The organism is Janthinobacterium sp. GW823-FHT01H08, assembly GCF_058797855.1.
In genome coordinates, this window is record NZ_CM179504.1 from 5,958,772 (window position 1) to 5,978,890 (window position 20,119).

A 20,119-nucleotide genomic window follows, 5' to 3' on the forward strand; every position below is an offset into this window, starting at 1 on the left:
GGTTAAAAAATCAGGCAGCCAGCCACAGGGCGCTGTCGGAGGGCAGTACGAAGGAGACGGCCGTGCCTTCGCGCCAGGCGGCGCCGCCGGCCGCGCAAATGCCCTTGACCTGGCCCAGCGGCGTTTGCAGCAGGTATTCGACGGTGTCGCCCAGGAAACCGCGCGCCAGCACGGTGCCAGGGTACTGGCCTGCCGCGTCGTCGGCGGCGCAGACGCGCACCTTGTCCGGACGCCAGCCCAGCACCGTGGTGCCGGCAGCGACGGGGGACGTGTACGGCAGGCTGGCACCGGCGTGGTGCAGCGCGCCGTCGCGGTAGTCGAACAGGTTTTCGAAACCCATGAAGTTGGCGACGAAGCGCGTGGACGGCGTATTGAACACGGCTTCCGGCGCGGCCAGCTGCTCGATGCGCCCGCCATTCATGACGACGATGCGGTCGGACAGGGCCAGCGCTTCTTCCTGGTCGTGCGTCACGTACAGCATGGTGATGCCCAGTTCGCGCTGGATGCGGCGCAGCTCGGCGCGCATCTGCACGCGCAGCTTGGCGTCCAGGTTCGACAGCGGTTCATCGAGCAGCAGCAGGGCCGGTTCGACGACGATGGCGCGCGCCAGCGCCACGCGCTGCTGCTGGCCGCCCGACATCTGCGCCGGCAAACGCGTCTCGAACCCCGTCAGTCCCACGGCGGCGATCACGGCTTCCACTTTCGTTTTCAGCAGCGCCGGCGCCACCTTGCGCAGGCGCAGGCCGAAGGCGATGTTGTCGTACACGTTCAAGTGCGGGAACAGCGCATACGACTGGAAGACCATGCCGATATTGCGTTTATTCGGCGCCAGCTTGCCGATTTCGCGGCCGTCGAGCACGATGCGGCCTGACTGCAGCGGCATCAGGCCGGCAATGGCGCGCATGGTGGTGGTCTTGCCGCAGCCGCTGGGGCCCAGCAGGGAAATCAGCTCGCCCTGCTCGACGTGCAAGTCCAGGTCTTTCACGGACGTCGTGTTCTTGGCGTAGCCGAGGTTCAGCTTGTGCAGTTCCAGATAACTCATCGTGTGTTGCCTCTTACATGTATTTAGAAATGCCCAGCACCTTCTCGGTCACCATCACGAAGGCCATGGTGAACAAGACCAGCAAGGTCGACAGGGCAGCGATCGACGGATCGAAACTGTTTTCCATATGGCCCAGCATCTCGATCGGCAAGGTGCTGATGCCGGGGCCCGTGAGGAACAGCGAGACGGGCACCTGGTTGAACGAGGTGACGAAGGCGAGGAAGAAGGCGGCGATCACGGCGTTGCGGATATTCGGCAGCACGATCATGAAAAACGCGCGCAGGCGCGACGCGCCCAGGGTGATGGCCGCATCCTCGATATCCACGCGCAGGTTGACCAGGCTGGCGTACACGACACGCACCGAGTACGGAATCAGCAGCGCGATATGGCCGATCAAGAGGCCCACGTACACGGGCGCATTGATCGTCAGCACCAGGTGGTGCAGCAAGCCCAAACCGACCAGGATGGCGGGAATGATCAGCGGCGATGTCAGGATTTGCCGGATGGCGCCGATACCGGGCGGCGGCATGCGCGAAAACGCATACGCGACGGGGATGCCCAGCAACAGCGCGATGACGGTGGCGATCAGGCCGATTTCCAGGCTGGTCTGGAAGGCGCGGCGGAACTCGGGCGCCGACCACACTTCGAGGATCCAGCGCAGCGAATACGATTCGGGCGGGAAGGCCAAGGTTTCGCCGCCGGAAAAGCCGGCCAGCACGACGATGGCGAAGGGTCCCAGCAGGAACAAAAACACCAGCCATAAAACGGCACGTGAAAACAGGCTTTCTTTCATACGGAACTCCGGCTCGAGGAAATACGTTTAAGGCCGGCATTCACCAGCAGGGTCATGCAGACGAGGATGACGGCGATCACATTCGCGGCGCCGAAATCGCTCTCCACGCTGACCTTCTGGTACAGCAGCGTTTCCAGCATCAGCACCTTGGTGCCGCCCAGGAGGGCCGGCGTCACGTAGGCCGTCACGCAGCCCGTAAACACCAGGGTGCCGCCGACCACCAGGCCTTCCTGCGTCAGCGGCAGGGTGACCTTGCAGAATACTTGCCATGGATTCGCGCCCAAAGTCGCCGCGGCCGGTTCCACGTCGCGCGGCAGGTTTTCCAGCGCGCCCGCCAGCGACATCAGCATCAAGGGCAGCAGCAATTGCAGCAGGCCGACAAAGACGGCGAATTCGCTGAACAGCAAACGCAGCGGCTCGTCCGTGAAACCCATGTTAACGAGCGCCGCGTTGAGGGCGCCATTACGGCCCAGCAGCACGATCCACGCATAGGTACGCGCGATCGGCGAGACCATCAGCGGCAGAATCATCATGCCGACCACCAGACCGCGCCACTTCGGCGACACGCGCGCCACGGCTTGCGCGGCCGGATAGCCGAGGATGATGGACGCCAGGGTCACCAGCGCGGCGATGCGCAGGGTGCGCCAGAAGATGGTGCGGTTGAATTCCTGCGAGAAGAATGCAACGAAGCGCTCAACACCCCACTGCATGCCGTCGCCGACGCGGAAGGCGTCGACCAGCAAGGCCAGCACGGGCAGCAGGAAGCAGACGACGATAAAGATCAGCGCCGGCAGGACCAGCAGCAGTCCCAGGCGCTTTTTTGGATCAGCAAACATGGTGTTTTCTCCTCGTCACCACTATTTGCTCATGGCCTTGTTCCACTGCGTCATCCAGTTGCTGCGCTGTTTGATGATGGTTTCCGGCTTGACGAACTTCAGCGAGCTGATTTGATCGGCGCCATAGGTATTGAATTGCGCGGCCGCCACCGACAGGCGCACGTCCTTGTTGACGGGCGAGTCGACCAGGTTGGTCGCCAGCTGCGTCTGCACTTCCTTGGACAGCCAGAAATCCATCAGCTGGTAGGCCAGGTCCGCATTCTTTGACCCGGCAACGATGCCCATCACGTTCATGCCGGCCGCCTGGCCTTCGGCCGGGATGCTCCATTTCAGGGGCAGGCCCGTCTTGAGCATTTGCGACCAGGTAAAGCGCGCCACGGGCGCGGCCCAGATTTCATCCTGCGCAAACAGGGCGGCCAGCTGCGCGCTGTTTTTCGAGAACGTGACGACGTTGCCCTTCATGCCGACGATCTTGGCAAAGCCCGTGGCGTAGTCATCCGTCTTGCCGCCCCAGGCCGCATCAGCCATGCGCAGCATCAAGGGGCCCTGCGTGGTGCTCACGTCGGGGAAGGCCACGCGGCCCTTCAGTTCGGGGCGCCACAGGTCCTTCCAGGACGTCAGCGGGGCAACCTTGTCGCTGCGGTACACCAGGCCGACCGAGTACAGCGTGTAGCCGACGGCGAAGTTGCCGCCGATAGGGTTTTTCGCCACGTCGTACAGGGCTTTGTAATTGCTCAGCTTGGAGTAATCCATGGGCTGGATCACGCCCTTTTGCGCCGCTTCCAGCATGCCGGAATCGGACAGCAGCACCAGGTCGATGACCGGGTTCTTGGCGTGCACCACCAGCTTGGCGATGCGGTCCGCATTATTCCCCGTTTCCACCTTGATATCGCAACCGCATTTGGCCTTGAACGGCTCGTACACATACTTCATGAACAAGGGCTGGGCAATCGGATAGGCCGAAATGACCAGCTCGCGTTTTTCCGCGTGGGCGGCGTTGGCCAGCAAGCCTAGGCTCAACGCCAACATGAGGTGCTTTTTCAAGATGCTTCCTTTCAGGGGACGGCGCTGCGGAACAGCGCCTGTAAAGATGAATCAGAATCAGAAATAATGTCGCATGCCAACGATCAGCACGCTTTGCGTCTTGCCGCCCGAGGCGCCGAAGCCGAACACGCGGGCGAACGTCGCATCGCCGGCCGCTTTCTGGTAGCTCCAGGTGATGGCGACATCGGTGCGCTTGGACAGGAAGTAATCGGCCTGGAAGTTAACCTGGTGCCATTTCGGCGTCTTGTTGATCACGTCATATTTACCAGTCGTATAGAAATACGACGCGCCCAGGTTCAACGCTTCCGTCAGCTTGTGGTTCACGTTCAAGTCCACGTTCTGCAGGGTCAGATTGCTTTGATCCAGGTAGTGGTAGCGCACATTGGTGTACAAGGCGCCAAACTTGGTCTTGCCCACATTATAAAAGCCTCCCGTGCCGGCGATGGCCTGGCTGTCCACGCCGGCGCCCTTGACGGCGCTCTTGTTAAAGATCAACAGGGAACTGGCATAATCATTGCCGATGGCGCCATTCGGCGCATCGGGGCTGTTCGGGCGATCCATCTTGGTGTAGGCGACGGCCCAGCTGAAGGCATCGACCTTGTAGCCGGCGCCCATGCTGTAGACGCGGTTGCGGTTCGAATCTTCCGGGTTCTCGCTGAAACCATACAAGCCCGTGAACGACAGGTTGCTGATATTCGGGCTGACATACTTGACGGCGTTTTGCACGCGCAGGTTGTTGTAGCCATTGTCGTTGTCGCCGATGTGCACGCCGTTACTGGCGATGACCACGGGACCCAGCAGATCCTTGACGGCTTCGTACTGGCGGCCCAGGGTCAAGGTGCCCTTGTCGTTGCTGGACAAACCCACATACGACTGGCGGCCGAACAGACGGCCGCTTTGCGAAGCCGTGCCCGTCATCACGTTAAAACCGTTTTCCAGCACGAAGATCGCCTTGGTGCCGTCGCCCAGGTCTTCCTGGCCGCGGAAACCGATGCGGGGATTCTGATTCGTGCCGCTCAGCGCATGCGTGCGGCTGCCTTTGCCCTCATCCGACACATACCCGATACCGGCCGACAGCAGTCCATACACTTGCACGCTGCTTTGCGCCTGCGCCGCACCCTGCGCCGCCAGCAAGCCACCCACTACCATCGTTCCCGTCATCCATTTGTTCATCGCCGCCACCCTAAAAAGAATAAACCCTGAGTTTTTTTGGAATTATTTTATTGATGCATCCCTTGCATGGCGCGCCGCCGCACGTGCCGGCACCGCATTCCAGGCGCTTCTCCCGAATATTGTTGCTTTCAAGACAAGTAAGGACCAGTCCAGAATATGGTAAATTGCGGGATAAGAAAATTTGTTTATTTTTATAAATCCATTACTTTTTCTAATAAGCAACGCCCATGCATGAACTGAGCAAGAAAATTTCATTACGACATTTACAAGCGTTTTCCACCCTAGCCCGGGTAAACAGCTTCAGCAAGGCTGCACAGGAATTGTGCGTGACCCAGCCGGCCCTCAGCGCGTCGATCAAGCTGCTGGAAAATCAATTGGGAAAAAAGTTGTTTAACCGCACAACCCACCAGCTGGAATTGACGCGCGAAGGCAAGCTGGCGCTCGAATACGCCACGCATTTATTGAATACGGCCAGCAACACCTTTGCCGATATCCAGCGCGCCATCGGCAGCGGCCGGCATCGCATCCGCATCGGCGCCATCCCCTCGGCCATGGCGATGACGGCCGTGGTGGTGGCGCGCTACTGCGAGCAGCATGGAGATGAAGTGGAAATCGTCCTGTCGGACATGCCCAACGACGGCTTGCTGCATGCGCTGCATTCGGGCCAGCTGGACTTTTGCGTGGGCATCGAGGTGCCCGGTTCCGTGTCGCTGGAAAGCGTGGGCCTGTTCGAAGACGAGCTGGTCTTGGTGACGGCGGGACGCCATGCGCTGGCGCCGCTCAAGGAAGTGCGCTGGGAACAGCTGGCGGGCCAGGAAATCGTTGTATTTACCAAGGGCAGCATCTGGGAGTTCGCCTCGAGCGCGCTGCGCCAGCATGGCCTGAGCCCGTCGAGCCTGTACCAGATGATCCACAGCGAGTCGCTGTACGGCGTGGTGCGCGCCGGCATCGCCGTCGGCATCATGCCCAGCCTGTACACGACCTTCCTCAACGACGAGGACCTGCATGTGGCACCGCTGCGCCAGCCCACCTGCAAGCGCAAGATCGCCCTGATGCGGCGCAATGAAATCAGCCGCAACCACCATGTGGACGACTGTTTTTCAGCGTTGCGCCAGGATTTGCAGCAGGTCGACCAGTGGTTTTAAGTTAAAACTCAAGCAGGCGCCTTCAGCAGATTCGCCAAGGCAACATACTGCTCCAGCCCCACGGTTTCCGGACGCAGGGTCGGGTCGATGCCGGCCGCCTTGATCTGCTCTTCCGTAAACATCCCGGCCAGGCAATTGCGGATCACCTTGCGGCGTTGCGAAAAGGCCTTCATGACCACGGCTTCCAGCGTGGCCTGGTCGCACGCGAGGCGCTCGGCCACGGGGATCATGCGCACGATGGCCGATTCCACCTTCGGCGGCGGATCAAACGCCGTCGGCGGCACGATGAACAGCAGCGACATCTTGTAGCGCCATTGCAGCATCACGGACAGGCGGCCATACGCCTTGCTGCCCGGTTCGGCCACCATGCGCTCGACCACTTCCTTTTGCAGCATGAAATGCTGGTCCTGCACCAGCGGCGCGAAGTCCGCCAGGTGGAACAGCAGGGGGCTGGAAATGTTATATGGCAAGTTGCCCACGATGCGCAGCTTCTGGCCGGCCGGCACGGGGATTTGCGCGAAATCGAATTTCAGCGCGTCGCCCGAATGGATCGTCAGCTTGGCCGGATTAAACGTTTTTTCCAGACGCACGATCAGGTCGCGGTCCAGTTCCACCACATGCATCTGTTTCAAATGGCGCAGCAGCTGCTCCGTCATGGCGCCCAGGCCGGGGCCGATCTCGACCATGGCATCGTCCGGCTGCGGCGCGATGGCGGCTGTGATGTCATCGAGGACGAAGCGGTCATGCAGGAAGTTCTGGCCAAAGCGTTTGCGGGCAACGTGTTTCATAATGTGTTTTCTATCAATGCGGTAAAGCCGGCACAGGCCGGCGGGATCGTTGAGCAGGCAGCGTCGGGTTACGCCTTGCGGCTAACCCGACCTACGCTCTGGTCGGGGTGCTGGCGCGCAGCATGTCGAGCGCCGTTTGCAGGGCTTGCTCCATGCTGTGGCAATCGGCCAGGCCCAGTCCTTGCGCGGCCAGGTCCAGCGCCGTGCCGTGGTCGACCGAGGTGCGGATCAGCGGCAAGCCCAGGGTGATATTGATGCCGCGCCCGAAGGTCGCGTATTTCAGCACCGGCAAACCCTGGTCGTGGTACATGGCCAGCACGCAGTCGGCGTCCGCCAGATATTTTTGCTGGAACAAGGTGTCGGCCGGGTACGGTCCGCGCGCATCGATGCCGCGCGCTTGCGCCGCGGCAATCGCCGGGGTGATGACATCGATTTCCTCGCGTCCCAGATACCCGCCCTCGCCCGCGTGCGGGTTCAGGCCGGTGACGAGGATACGCGGCGCGGCGATGCCGAATTTCTGTTGCAAATCAAGCTGAATGATATCCAGCGTGACGGCCAGGCTGTCCATCGTGATGGCAGCGGACACGTCCTTCAATGGCAAATGCGTGGTGGCCAGCGCCACGCGCAGGGTCGGCTCGCCGTGGCCCGGTTCGCCGGCCAGCATCATCACCACTTGCGGCGTGCCGGTTTTTTCTGCCAGGTATTCCGTATGGCCGGAAAAGGCCACGCCCGCGTCGTTGATCGTGCTCTTTTGCAAGGGGGCCGTGACCATGGCGCCAAACCAGCCCGCCTGGACACCCTCCACGGCCGCGTCCAGGGTAGCGAGCACGGAACGCCCGTTTTCCTTGTCCAGCACGCCAGGAATGACATTGTTCACAGTGGGAATATCGATCACGGCCAAGCGGCCGGGACCGAACTGGGGCAAGCCGCTGTTGCGCACGGCTTGCAGCGACAGCGCCGCCAGGCGGATCTCCGGATCGATCAGGCTGGCCGTCAGCGCCAGGAAGGCGGCGTCGCCCAGCAGGATGCAGTTGACTTCATTGCGCATGGCCCAGGCGGCGCGTATCGAGATTTCCGGACCGACACCGGCCGGTTCGCCACAGGTAATGGCGATGGCCGGACGGCGTGCAACAGGCAAGTTACTCATGCGCAATCAGTCAGCAGCATTACTGGTCGTCCGCGCGGAATTCGACGTAAGCACGGTCGCGCACTTCGCGCGCCCAGTTTTCCGTCGCTTCTTCCAGCTTGCGTTCGCGCAAGGCATTGCGTGCGGCAGCGCGTTTCTTCTCTTTCGAGACGTCGTCGCTCTTACGTTCCAGCACTTCGATCAGATGGAAGCCAAAGCTCGATTCGATCGGCTGGCTCACTTCGCCCGGTTTCAGCGCATTCATCGCCGTTTCAAATTCCGGCACGGTGTCGCCCGGATACAGCCAGCCCAGGTCGCCGCCTTTGGCCGCGGAACCGTCGTTCGAGAACAAACGGGCCAGGTCTTCGAACTTGGCGGCCTTGTTGTCGAGACGTTCTTTCAATTCCAGCAGTTTGCGCTTGGCTTCGGCCGCCGACAGGGTTGGCGTCACTTTCAGCAGGATATGGCGGGCATGCGTCTGCTGCACGGCGGCGACAGCTTGTGCCTCGGCAGCGCTGCGGCGGTCCACCAGTTTCAGGATATGGAAGCCCGTGTTGCTCTTGATGATAGGCGTGATCTGGCCAGGCTTCAATTTCAGCAACTGTTCCGTGAACAGGGGCGGCAGGCGGTCGCTCTGGCGCCAGCCGATATCGCCGCCGCTCAGCGCATCGCTGGCGTCGGAATAGGTGGCGGCCATCTTGGCGAAATCGGCGCCCGTGCGCAACTGGCGGCTGACTTCTTCGGCGCGCGCGCGGCGTGCGGCGATCTGTTCGGGGCTGGAATTTTCCGGAATGCGCACGAGAATTTGCGCCAGGTTCAGCTCCACCTGTTCGCTGGCTGCCGCTTTTTCCGCTTCCAGGAAGTTATCCACTTCGGAATCGGAAATCTGGATCTTGGCGTCGACTTCGTGCTCGCGCAGGCGCTGCATGATGATTTCATCGCGGATTTCTTCGCGGAAGGTCGCAAACGGCGTGCCTTCCTTTTCCATCTGGTTGCGCAGCTCTTGCACCGTCATCTTTTGCTGTTCAGCAATACGGCCAATCGCGCGGTCCAGGGTCAGGTCATCCACGCGCACACCCATTTCCTTGGCCAGCTGCATTTGCGCGCGCTCGACAATCATGCGTTCGAGCAACTGGCGGCGCAGGTCGGCAGGGTCGGGAAGCGGGATATTCTGCGCCTTCATGCGCTGCTCCACGCTCTTGATGCGGGCCGCCACTTCATTGCGCGTGATCACATCGTCATTGACGACAACGGCGATGGAGTCGATGGTCTGGCCACTGCTCGACGCAGGGGGCGTGAAGCCCTTGACTGGCGCTGGGGCAGCGGCAGCGGGCTTGGCCGCAGGCGCTGGCGCAGCCTGTTGCGCCCAGACACTACTGGTCGTGGCGCCGGAAATGGCGCACAACAAAACCGTTGCAATTTTGAGTTGGTGCATACTGGCATTACGCATAATGTGTAGAGCGCTCATGAGTTCAGGTGAATAAAAAAACCGGTTTGTGCCAGCGCCGGGGACACCGGCGGCGGCAACGGTGACTATCTTAACGGAGTGGCTGGCTCAATGTCTGGTAACCAGGGATAGTTTTTGTAAAAGTTTCCAGGCCATTCGCACCCAGGCCCAGCCCACTCGACAAGCCCGTCAATTCCAGCTGGAAGAAGATCGGCGTCGAGACAGTCTTGGTCGTCGTCACGAAACGCTGCGCCCCCATGCGGAACACCCAGCAGTCGCCCTTGTATTCGAGGCCGACCAGGCTTTCCAGCATGCTGCGATCCTTGATGGAGTAACTGATGCGGCCCACGCCATACAGGCGGTCCGTCAACGGCCACTGCGTCGACACTTCCGCATTACGCAGTACGCCACGTTGAAAACGGTTACTGAAATTCAATACTTTCTTGGCACCAGGCTGATATTGCAAGGTGTAGTTGTAGCTCATCAACTGGCGATCGCTGGGATTGTACTGCACCAGACTGTCGACGGTCCAAGTCTCGGACACGCGGCCCGTTGCGGCCAGCAGGATATCGGAACGCGACTGGTTGACGGGCGTCGTCGAATTGAGCTGCACGCGCTGGTCGGCAAAATAGAAACGCTGACCGAAGGTCAGGCGCATGCGCTCCGTGCCGTCCGATTGCAGGAAACGCGATACGACGGCGGCCGTGACCTGGTTGGCGTCGCCGATGCGGTCGCTGCCGACAAAACGGTTTTCCGTGAAGATTTGCGTCAGGTTGAACGTCCCATCGGCCGTATCGAAGTTCGGAAACTGCGACTGGTCGCGGTACGGCGTGTAGACGTAGAACAGGCGCGGCTCCAGGGTTTGCGTGCCGCCCTTGGTGCCAAACAGATTCGTGTCGCGTTCAAACACCAGGCCGCTGTCGACCGAGAAGGTCGGCACGGCGCGCGTAAACGAGGTAGTTTTAAACAGCGCCTTGGTCCGGGCGTCATTGTCGAGCTGATACGCGCTGGCATTGAGCATCAGCTTGGGCGTGATGAAGTAGCCAGGGCGCATGATGGGAAAACTCACCTGCGGCACGGCCACGAGACGCGAGCCTTGCACCTGTGTCGGATGCGCGAAGCGCGTCGCTTCCGCGTCAAAGGTCCAGTCGAAACCGCCCCAGACATCGTATTTGCCAGCATGGAAGTTCACCGCCGGCAAACGGTCATACGGGCGTGGCACGACCACGTTGGGATCGGGATCCTGCAGCACCTGGTAATTCTGCACGCGCGCCGTCAGGCTCCAGTCCTCGGTACGGTAATCGGTGCGCAATTCGCGCAGCAACTGGCGCTCGGTGGCGGTGGCGACGGTTTTCGAAAAATCGTTCGGGTAATTATCGTCCGACGCCTCGCGCAGATCCCAGCTGTAAGTCCAGCCCTTGGCCAGCGCCTGCTCATGCTTGGACTTGATCATGTAGCGGTTGGTCTTGGTCTGCTTGTCGTTCGGCAAAAATTCAAACGAGGTTTCACCGCTGTACAAGCCGGCATCCGTCTCGCCCATGTAGCGGCCCGTCGCACCGAGCTGAATGCCGCGCCGCTGGATGTAGCGCGGATACAGAGTCAGGTCGCGGTTCGGCGCGATGTTCACGTAATACGGCATCAGCAGCTCGAAACCGTTCTTCGAGGCAAAGCCCGGCGTGGGCGCCAGCCAGCCCGAGCGGCGCGCACCCGACAGCGAAAACGACATGCCCGGCGTGCCCAGGATCGGCACGTCCTTGAAATAGATGATGGTCTTGCTGCCCGTGCCCACGTCGCGGCCCGTATCGAGGTTCAAGGTGCTCGATTTCAGGTACCAGTCCGGATTCGGCCCTTCGCAGGTACTGTAGGTGCCTTCGATAACATTGGCTTCGTCTGGATTGATGAAGTCGACGCGCTCGGCCTTGCCCTGGCCGCCGCCCACTGCGAAGCGGTAAGTCGGGTTGAGCAGGAAACCCTTGCCGGTCTCCATGTTCAGCTTCAGGACATCACCCGTGTAGTAATCGCCGAAACGCCACATCTTGATATGGCCCTCGGCGTCGAACTGATCTTCAACTTGTTTGTAACAAGCTGTATCGGCCGTCATTTTTGTGGTTTTTCCGCGCTCAATCACGACATTCTGGTCGAGATTGATCTCTCTTTCCGGTCGACCGTTCATGCTGTTCGCCGTCATGACGGTAGGCGCGTCGGGATCTTCCACATGAACCGGACGCGGTGCTTTCTGGGCGTGGACAGGCACCGTCGTGGCGGCGACGAGCGCGCTGATGGCGAAAGCCCAGCGCTGCGAAGGGGGGGAGGCCGAAAACCAGCTCATGAATTGGAAGGGGCAAGCACCATTGACAGGCGATTTTTTGATTTGAATCCCTTATTATATGGGAATCTGTGCGACACGCCTTAAAGCTCGGGTAGCTGGCCCCGGTCGCAACGCAGCAGTAACGGCTAGCAGCGCAGGAACTGCGCAGGCAAATCCCTGGTTTACCAGTGATAAAACAGTGAGGGGCTCCCCGGAGTACCCATTCTTGGCAAGACAAGACACGCTACGAGAAGGTGCCTTGTCAGTCTTATACGCCCGCCGAATCACCGGCGAGTCGCTATTCCTTTGCCTGCTTTGTTTACATAAAACATTGAAACTGTAGTTTATTTGCAAAGCTTGTGGATATTTTACATTTGCTTACAATTTTCTATATTTCAACAGTTCTCTGCAAGACTCGGTTTTCTCTCAGCTGAGTCATACCCGAGTGAAACTCTTCGATATCTTGTCATGCTTCAGTGTTGCAACTGCTGCCATGACCGGATGTACGACCATCTGTCACCTACTTGAGTGTGCGTCGCCGGTAACGGCGGGGTGCAAAGCCTCAGAGACAACGTACCCCCATTCTTTTCCGGCAGCCCGGCGTGCGAACGCCTGGCTGGAGACTGCGAGCAGCGATGCGGTCTAGGGGCTAGGTGAGTGCTGCAAGGGCAATGTTATGTGAACCATCGTTTGAACCCTCGTAAATATTAATAGGCCAAAGCTGCTGGCAGGCCTAAACCAAACGGTACGTGGCTGGTTATCTCCGTGGATTCTGGGGATACGTCGTCATTCAGCCACCGGGGGAAAGATGGGCCCTAAACAGCCAGTCGCGATGTAGCTGTCGCGTCGATATCGTTGGGAACGTGGTAAGCCCGATTCCCTGCCGCTCGATCAACGAACCGAGATAGCGGCAAGCAAACCGCAAGGCACGCCCTTGGGGGAGCGGGTAGAGGAGGATGGAGAAAGCGAATGCTGGGCTGTAATGGTCCGGATAGGGATTCAAAATTTGTCCCGGCCTGAAAGGGTGCCCACTTCCATCTGGTGTAATAGTCGTCATACGACTGTACTGGCTCCAGGCAGTCATCATTTTCAACCACCCCGAAGGGATGCAGCTCTCCCCTCGGGGATACGCTGTGTCTCGTCGGAACAACTACACGAGGTTCAGCATGAAAGTAACCGCTAGCAGTCTTGCAGGTTCTGCGTCCTCGCACGTGCCAACTGAATGGGTCGCCATCAACTGGCGGCTCGTACAACGCAACGTGAGAGCCATGCAGCATCGATTAACGAAGGCTACACAGGAAGGCAACTGGCGCAGGGCGAAAGCGCTGCAAAGGTGGCTAACCCACTCGTTCAGCGCAAAAGCGCTGGCAGTCAAACGAGTGACAGAGAATCAAGGCAATCGAACCGCAGGCGTGGACCAGCAGTTGTGGGACTCAGCAACGCAGAAGTTCGCTGCCATTGCACAGTTGAAGAAACAAGGCTATCGGCCCCTGCCATTACGGAGGGTCTTTATTCCCAAGTCAAATGGAAAGATGCGCCCACTGGGCATCCCTACCATGCGGGACCGGGCGATGCAGGCACTTCACCTGTTGGCCTTGGATCCGGTCTTGGAAACGCTGAGTGATCCCAACTCATACGGGTTTCGCAAAAATCGCTCAACGGCCGATGCGATGTCGCAAATTTTTCTCCAGACCTGCCGGAAAGTCTCGGCAACCTGGGTGTTGGATGCGGATATCGAAGGTTTTTTCGACAATATCAACCATCAATGGCTGGTCGACAATGTCTTCATGGATAAGTTGATCCTGTCTAAATGGCTGAAATCCGGGGTAGTTGACCGGAAGCAATTGATGGCAACCACAGCTGGAACGCCACAGGGCGGCATCATCAGCCCTGCCCTTGCGAATTGGACGTTGAACGGCCTGGAGACTGAACTGATTGCGCACCTCGGTGCGAAATTCGGCAAGTCAAAGGCAGGCAAGCTCAAAGTCGGTGTCGTGCGATATGCGGACGATTTTGTCGTTACCAGTGGATCGAAGGAATTGCTGGCGACGGAAATCAGGCCTTGGATCGAAGCATTTCTTGCAGTCAGAGGATTGCGACTGTCCAGTGCCAAAACCAAGATCGTGCACATCGATGAGGGCTTCGACTTCCTGGGGTGGAACTTCCGAAAATATTCCGGGACACTGCTCATCAAGCCAAGTAAGAAGAACATGAAAGCTTTCTATGAAAAGCTGAGGAAGACGATCAGCGAAAACATCGGGGCGAAGCAGGAGAATCTCATTCGATTGCTGAACCCCATGCTACGGGGCTGGGCGCAATATCACAGCCCTGTCGTCGCCAAAGAGGCGGTTTCGACGATGGAGTCACTGCTGTACTGGCGGCTTCGTCGCTGGGCCATGCGCAGGCATCCGAAGAAAACCGACAGTTGGATACGCGACCGATACTGGCGCCCAACCGAGAGTGGAAATCGGATGTTTGCAGCGGACGTTGTCACAAAAAATGGCAATAAGGCCATGAAGGAACTGTACTCGTTACCAGGTACAGCGATTCTGCGTCACACGAAGATCAAGGGCGGCTATCACCCCTACGATCCGCAATGGGAACTGTACGGCGAAACCCTTCGGCAGGAACGCATGTTGAAAAACATGTCTTACCGGCGCGAGTGGGCCAAGCTCTACCTCGACCAACGTGGCTTGTGCGCTCTGTGTGGATACGAGATGAACATGGAAACCGGATGGCATGACCACCACATAGAACACCGTGTGGCAGGTGGTTCCGACGCCCTTGGAAATCGCGTATTATTGCACCCAAATTGCCATATAAATGTGCACGCAAACGATTTACAAGTTGCGAAGCCGGTCCCTGCATAGGGACTTTTATTATGCTTGAGCCGTGTGCGGTGAAAGTCGCACGCACGGTTCTTAGGGGGGAGAGCTTCCAGCAATGGGGTTCTCCTACCCTCCGCACCATCAACCCGATTCCACAGGCCGCTTAATGTCATTCTCCCCCAATTCCTCCACCGCGCCGGTCTCCGCCGACGCTCGCCTGACCCTGTTGAAAGCCTGGTTGACCTCGCTTAACCTCGTCGCGCCCGAATCCGCCCGTCCCGCTTCCAGCGATGCCAGCTTCCGCCGCTACTACCGTCTCGATGTGCTGCCAAGCAACACAACATTGCCAGGAAAGACACTGATCGCCATGGATGCGCCGCCTGAGCGCGAAAACGTGCCCGCCTTTGTCAAGGTGGCCGGCTTGCTGAAAGGCGCCGGCGTGTCCGTGCCCGACATCATCGCGCAAGACCTGGAACAGGGCTTCCTGCTGCTGTCCGACCTGGGCACGACCACGTATCTGGACGCCCTGAACCACGACAACGCCAGCGTGCTGTACGCCGAAGCGCTGGAATCCTTGATGAAAATCCAGCTGGCCAGCGCCCCCGACGGGCTGCCCGAATTCGACCGCGCCTTCATCCTGCGCGAAATGAATCTGTTCCCGGAATGGTTTATCGGCAAGCACCTGGGCGCCACCTTGACGGATGTGCAACAAACCCAGCTGGACAAGGTCTTCGAAGCCATCACGGCGAATATCTTGTCGCAGCAGCAAGTATTCATGCACCGCGACTACCATTCGCGCAATTTGATGCACATCAACGATGGTTCGATCCCCAATCCCGGCATCCTCGACTTCCAGGACGCCGTCTTCGGTCCCGTCACCTACGACATCGCCTCGCTGCTGCGCGACGCCTATATCCAGTGGGATGAAGAACTGGTGCTCGACTGGGTGATCCGCTACTGGCAGCGCGCCAAGCAGCTGGGCTTGCCGGTGAATCCCGACATCGACGCCTTCTACCGCGATTTCGAATTCACGGCCCTGCAGCGCCACCTGAAAATCCTCGGCCTGTTCGCGCGCCTGAACTACCGCGACGGCAAGGATCTGTACATGGGCGACCTGCCGACCGTGCTCGACTACGTGCGCAAGACGGCCAACCGCTACACGGAACTCAAGCCGCTGGTGCGCTTATTGGACGCCCTGGAAAACAAGACCCCACAAGTGGGCTATACATTCTGATGACTTCAGAGCAATTTACAAAATAAATCAGAAAACGAGTATTCCATGAAAGCCATGATCTTTGCCGCAGGCCGCGGTGAACGGATGCGTCCGCTTACCGATACCTGTCCCAAACCGCTGCTGAAAGTGCGCGGCCGTCCGCTGATCGTCTGGCATGTGCTGAATCTGGTGCGCGCCGGCATCACGGACATCGTCATCAACCATTCCCACCTGGGCCATTTGATCGAGGAAACCCTGGGCGACGGCAGCGCGTATGGCGCGCGCATCGCGTACTCGCCCGAGACCACGCCGCTGGAAACGGCGGGCGGCATCGCCCAGGCGCGTCACTTGCTGGGCGAGGAACCGTTCCTCGCCATTTCCGGCGACATCTATTGCCCGTATTTCGACTTCAAGCAAGTGCTCGACGTGCTGGCCGACAAGGATGTGCTGGGCACGCCGTATCCGGCCGACCAGCGCGACATCGCATGGACCTACCTGGTGCCCAATCCCGACTTCCATCCCAAGGGCGACTTCGGCCTGACCTTGTTCTCGATCAACAATACAGACGAAACCAAGTGGACCTTCGCCAATATCGGCGTGTACCGTCCTGAAATGTTCGACGGCATCGCGCCCGGCAGCCACGCCAGACTGGGCGATTTGCTGCGCCAGTACGCGGATCAGGGCCGCGTGGGCGGCGAAGTCTATACCGGAGAGTGGACGAATGTGGGTACGCCGGCGCAGCTCGATGTACTCAACGGCGTCACGGCCAAGGCCAGCGCAACATGATGGCCAATTACGCGGCACGGCGCGCGGCGCTGCTGGCGCAGATGCTGCCGGGCAGCGTGGCCATCCTCGCCACAGCGCCCGAAGTGCCGCGCAACAGCGATTGCGATTATCCGTACCGCCACGACAGCTATTTCTATTACCTGAGCGGCTTTACGGAACCCGACAGCGCCGTGGCCCTCGTGGCCGCCAGCGCCACAGCCCCGGCGCGCGCCATCCTGTTTTGCCGCGCCAAGAATACGGAGCGCGAAATCTGGGACGGTTTCCGCCACGGGCCCGAGGCGGCGCGCGCCACTTTCGGCTTTGACAGCGCCTTTCCCATCGAGGAACTCGACGTCGAAATGACGCGCCTGCTGGCCGACGTCCCCGCCATCTACTATGCGCTGGGCGGCAGCCTTGATGCGCAGGTGAAGCTCTGGCGGCACAACGTGCGGCAAAAGGCCCGCAGCGGCGTCACGGCGCCCGCCATCGCGCATGACATCAATGGCATGCTCGACGCCATGCGCCTGCTGAAAGACACGCAGGAACAGCAGCTGATGCGCCGCGCCGCCGCCATTTCCAGCGCCGCGCACGTACGCGCCATGCGCGCCACGCGGCCCGGCCTGCACGAATATGCGCTGGAAGCGGAGCTGCTGTACGAATTCCGGCGCAGCGGCGCGCAGTTTCCCGCCTATTCCTCCATCGTCGCGGGCGGCGGCAACGCCTGCATCCTGCACTACAGCGCCAATAACGCGGTATTAAAAGACGGCGAGCTGGTCTTGATCGACGCCGGCTGCGAACTCGATGGCTATGCCTCGGACATCACGCGTACCTGGCCCGTCAACGGCCGTTTCAGCGGCCCGCAGCGGGCGCTGTACGAACTGGTGCTGGCGGCCCAGCAGGCGGCGCTGGACATGGTGCGCCCCGGCTTGCCGCACAGCGCCATCCACGAAGCGGCCGTGCAAGTGCTGGCGCAAGGCATGCTCGACCTGGGTTTGCTGGACCGGCAAAAAAGCGGCGGCGTGCAGGACGTCATCGCCAACAAGGCCTATATGCCCTTCTACATGCACGGCACCAGCCACTGGCTGGGCATGGACGTGCACGACGTGGGCGCCTACCGCGACACGGATGCGCCCGGCAAGCCGTGGCGCGCGCTCGAAGCGGGCATGGTGCTGACGGTCGAACCGGGCATCTACGTGCGTCCGGGTACGGGCGTGCCGGAGCAGTTCTGGCATACCGGCATCCGCATCGAAGACGATGTGCTGGTCACGCCGCAAGGCCATGAAGTCTTCAGCTCGGCGCCCAGGAGCGTCGCTGAAATCGAACAACTGATGTCACAGGATTAACCCCGCCGCATGCATACACCGTCCACTTTCGATCTCGCTATCTGCGGCGCCGGCCCCGTCGGCATGGCCCTGGCCGCCCTGCTGGTGCAGCGCGGCAGCCGCGCCGCCGGCATCGCCCTGCTCGATGCCAAATCCATCGAACAGGCCCGGCGCGACCCGCGCACCATCGCCCTGTCGCACGGCAGCCGCCAGATACTCGAGGAAGCGGGCGCCTGGCCCGTCGAGGCGACGCCCATCCACCAGATCCACGTGTCGCGCCGCAGCCAGTTCGGGCGCAGCCTGATGGACCGCAGCGAGCATGGCGTCGAGGCGCTCGGCTACGTGGCCCGTTACGGCGCCGTCGTCAGCGCGCTGGCCGACGTGTGCGAGCGCCTGGGCGTGGCCAGCCTGCGTCCGGCGCTGGTGACGGGCAGCGCGGAGGATGCCGATGGCGTGTCCGTGCAGATCGACCAGGCGGGCGCCGCATCGACCTTGCGCGCCAGCCTGCTGGTGCAGGCCGAGGGCGGCCTGTTCGGCCAGCAGCCGGAACGCGCCGTCAGCCGCGATTATGGCCAAAGCGCCATCATTGCCCATGTGCGTACAAGCGCCCCCATCGCCCACCGCGCGTATGAACGCTTCACCGACGAAGGTCCGCTGGCGCTGCTGCCGCAGGACGACGGCTACGCGCTGGTGTGGTGCGTGCCGCCCACGCGCGCCGAACAATTGCTGGCCCTGGACGACGCTGCCTTCCTGGCGCGCCTGGGCGCCGCCTTCGGCAGCCGCCTGGGACGCTTTAGCCACACGACGGCGCGCCTGGCCTATCCGCTGGGCCTGAACGCGCAGGCGAACGGCACGGCGCGCACGGTCGCCATCGGCAATGCGGCGCAAACCCTGCATCCGGTGGCGGGACAGGGCTTGAACCTGGGCCTGCGCGACGCCGCCGTGCTGGCCCGCGTGCTGGCGCAGGACAGCAGCCCGGCCGGGCTGGAACGCTACGCTAGCCTGCGCCAGGCCGACCGGGGCCTGACCGTGCGCGTCACCGACACCATGGCGCGCATCTTCACGGGCAGCGCCCCCACGCAAGGCTTGCTGGGCCTGTCGCTGGGCTTGCTGGACGTTTTCAGCCCCGCGCGCAAAAGCCTGGCCACCCTGATGATGTACGGCCGCCGCTGAACCTTAACAATAAGTAAAGGGCACGGGCGAAAAAGAAACAGGGAACATCTCCGGCATGGAGTAAACGGCCTGCGGATGCGACAATGGCTGTCACCTGGTTTTTGGCGACCGTTCCATGACAGATGCATTGCCCGCAGCACCGCCTGCCGTTCTTCCCGAAGTGCTCTTTTCCCGCCTGCTGGAAGACGCCCTCGACGCCGTCATCATCATCGATGAACATTGCCGCATCCGCTATATCAATGGCGCCATGCAGGCGCTGTCGGGCTATGCCAGCGGGGAATTGCTGGGGCAGACCCTGAACGGCCTGCTGCCCGACGCCGTCGGCGCGCAGCACGACAACCACGTGATCAATTACATCCGCAGCTCGCGCACCTCCAGCGTGCTGGGCAAGATACGCGAATTCGCCATCCGCCACCGCGATGCGCAAATGATTCCCATCGAAATGAAGGCGCTGGACCTGGGCGTGGTGGACGGCATCCGCTATTTCGGCGCCTTCTTGCTCGACGTGCGCGAACGGCGCGAACTGGCGGCAAAGAACGCCAGCTTGCTGGCGCAGCTGGAACAGCAGGCGCTGCACGATGCGCTGACGTCGCTGCCCAACCGGCGCGCCTATGAAGCGCAAGCCGAGCAGGCGATGGCGCGCGCGGCACGCAGCGGCGCCGCCCTGACCGTGGGCGTGGCCGACCTCGACCATTTCAAGAAGATCAACGACCGCTACGGCCATGCCGTGGGCGACGCCGTGCTGCGCACGGTGGCGCAGGCACTGCGCGACACGGGACGCATCACCGACGTGGCGGCGCGCCTCGGCGGCGAGGAGTTCGGCCTGCTGTTCCCCGACGCCAGCCTGCGGCAGGCGCACAAGGTGGCCGAACGCATCCGCGCCGCCGTGGCCGCCGCCATCACGCCTTTGCCCGATGGCGGCGAACTGCAGGTGACCATCAGCATCGGCGTGGCCTCCCTGACGGCCGGCGCCAGCCTGGACGCGGCCATGTCGGATGCCGACAAGGCCCTGTACGCGGCCAAGCACCAGGGACGCAATAAAGTCGTCGCAGCCTGAAGACAAGCGTAGGTCGGATTAGGCGGGGCCGCCGAGGCCGAAGGCCGTAATCCGACAAC

Annotated in this window: 16 protein-coding genes; 7 read left to right on the top strand and 9 right to left on the bottom strand. The window is 61.0% G+C overall.

The features are described 5' to 3' along the window. Positions 1 to 10: 10 nt before the first annotated feature. Genes AC3RCG_RS26845 through AC3RCG_RS26865 form a run of 5 tightly spaced genes read right to left on the bottom strand, consistent with a single transcriptional unit; the run spans position 11 to position 4,888 of the window. Positions 11 to 1,042: an ABC transporter ATP-binding protein gene (locus AC3RCG_RS26845; protein ID WP_070220558.1), complete on the bottom strand. Its 1,032-nt coding sequence runs from the start codon at positions 1,040 to 1,042 to the stop codon at positions 11 to 13. Between the two features lie 13 nt (positions 1,043 to 1,055). Beyond that, the gene (locus tag AC3RCG_RS26850) at positions 1,056 to 1,835 is read right to left on the bottom strand and encodes an ABC transporter permease (RefSeq protein ID WP_035822719.1); all 780 of its coding nucleotides are present in this window, start codon (positions 1,833 to 1,835) and stop codon (positions 1,056 to 1,058) included. Next, entirely contained in the window at positions 1,832 to 2,671 is an 840-nt protein-coding gene (locus AC3RCG_RS26855) for an ABC transporter permease (RefSeq protein ID WP_230501731.1), read from the bottom strand. The genes AC3RCG_RS26850 and AC3RCG_RS26855 overlap by 4 nt, the downstream gene beginning before the upstream one ends. A gap of 21 nt (positions 2,672 to 2,692) precedes the next feature. After that, positions 2,693 to 3,715: an ABC transporter substrate-binding protein gene (locus tag AC3RCG_RS26860; protein ID WP_230501729.1), complete on the bottom strand. Its 1,023-nt coding sequence runs from the start codon at positions 3,713 to 3,715 to the stop codon at positions 2,693 to 2,695. 57 nt (positions 3,716 to 3,772) lie between these two features. Beyond that, positions 3,773 to 4,888, bottom strand: a complete 1,116-nt coding sequence (locus tag AC3RCG_RS26865) for a porin (protein ID WP_227742059.1) — start codon at positions 4,886 to 4,888, stop codon at positions 3,773 to 3,775. A gap of 227 nt (positions 4,889 to 5,115) precedes the next feature. Here AC3RCG_RS26865 and AC3RCG_RS26870 point away from each other — a divergent pair, with 227 nt between their 5' ends. After that, on the top strand, positions 5,116 to 6,033 hold the full coding sequence (locus AC3RCG_RS26870) for a LysR family transcriptional regulator (protein WP_070220566.1): 918 nt from the start codon (positions 5,116 to 5,118) through the stop codon (positions 6,031 to 6,033). A gap of 8 nt (positions 6,034 to 6,041) precedes the next feature. On the opposite strand, the gene rsmA is transcribed toward AC3RCG_RS26870, so the two are convergent. From rsmA to AC3RCG_RS26890, 4 genes are all read right to left on the bottom strand, one after another. Then, a complete protein-coding gene (gene rsmA, locus AC3RCG_RS26875) occupies positions 6,042 to 6,821 on the bottom strand; it encodes a 16S rRNA (adenine(1518)-N(6)/adenine(1519)-N(6))-dimethyltransferase RsmA (protein ID WP_070220568.1) in 780 nt (259 codons plus the stop codon). Between the two features lie 91 nt (positions 6,822 to 6,912). Further along, complete coding sequence (gene pdxA, locus AC3RCG_RS26880) at positions 6,913 to 7,968, bottom strand: 4-hydroxythreonine-4-phosphate dehydrogenase PdxA (RefSeq protein WP_121670618.1); 1,056 nt, start codon at positions 7,966 to 7,968, stop codon at positions 6,913 to 6,915. Between the two features lie 19 nt (positions 7,969 to 7,987). Next, on the bottom strand, positions 7,988 to 9,382 hold the full coding sequence (locus AC3RCG_RS26885; RefSeq protein ID WP_227742060.1) for a peptidylprolyl isomerase: 1,395 nt from the start codon (positions 9,380 to 9,382) through the stop codon (positions 7,988 to 7,990). 103 nt (positions 9,383 to 9,485) lie between these two features. Next, positions 9,486 to 11,723 (bottom strand): LPS-assembly protein LptD, encoded by a 2,238-nt coding sequence (locus tag AC3RCG_RS26890; RefSeq protein ID WP_070220574.1) that lies wholly within the window; start codon positions 11,721 to 11,723, stop codon positions 9,486 to 9,488. Positions 11,724 to 12,868: 1,145 nt separating this feature from the next. Between AC3RCG_RS26890 and ltrA the strand changes: the two genes are divergently transcribed. The 6 genes from ltrA to AC3RCG_RS26920 all read left to right on the top strand — a co-directional run bounded on the left by ltrA (position 12,869) and on the right by AC3RCG_RS26920 (position 20,060). Continuing rightward, the gene (gene ltrA / locus AC3RCG_RS26895) at positions 12,869 to 14,572 is read left to right on the top strand and encodes a group II intron reverse transcriptase/maturase (protein WP_492402127.1); all 1,704 of its coding nucleotides are present in this window, start codon (positions 12,869 to 12,871) and stop codon (positions 14,570 to 14,572) included. A 124-nt stretch (positions 14,573 to 14,696) separates the two neighbouring features. Beyond that, entirely contained in the window at positions 14,697 to 15,764 is a 1,068-nt protein-coding gene (locus tag AC3RCG_RS26900; protein WP_492402125.1) for an aminoglycoside phosphotransferase family protein, read from the top strand. A 45-nt stretch (positions 15,765 to 15,809) separates the two neighbouring features. Then, positions 15,810 to 16,529 (top strand): N-acetylmuramate alpha-1-phosphate uridylyltransferase MurU, encoded by a 720-nt coding sequence (gene murU / locus AC3RCG_RS26905; protein WP_492402124.1) that lies wholly within the window; start codon positions 15,810 to 15,812, stop codon positions 16,527 to 16,529. Continuing rightward, positions 16,529 to 17,851 carry an aminopeptidase P N-terminal domain-containing protein gene (locus tag AC3RCG_RS26910; RefSeq protein ID WP_492402360.1) on the top strand — a complete coding sequence of 441 codons (1,323 nt, stop codon included), beginning with the start codon at positions 16,529 to 16,531 and terminating at the stop codon, positions 17,849 to 17,851. Before murU ends, AC3RCG_RS26910 begins: the two co-directional genes overlap by 1 nt. 9 nt (positions 17,852 to 17,860) lie before the next feature. Beyond that, positions 17,861 to 19,003 carry a UbiH/UbiF/VisC/COQ6 family ubiquinone biosynthesis hydroxylase gene (locus tag AC3RCG_RS26915; RefSeq protein WP_492402122.1) on the top strand — a complete coding sequence of 381 codons (1,143 nt, stop codon included), beginning with the start codon at positions 17,861 to 17,863 and terminating at the stop codon, positions 19,001 to 19,003. A gap of 115 nt (positions 19,004 to 19,118) precedes the next feature. Beyond that, the gene (locus tag AC3RCG_RS26920; RefSeq protein ID WP_492402121.1) at positions 19,119 to 20,060 is read left to right on the top strand and encodes a GGDEF domain-containing protein; all 942 of its coding nucleotides are present in this window, start codon (positions 19,119 to 19,121) and stop codon (positions 20,058 to 20,060) included. The last annotated feature ends 59 nt before the right edge of the window (positions 20,061 to 20,119 follow it).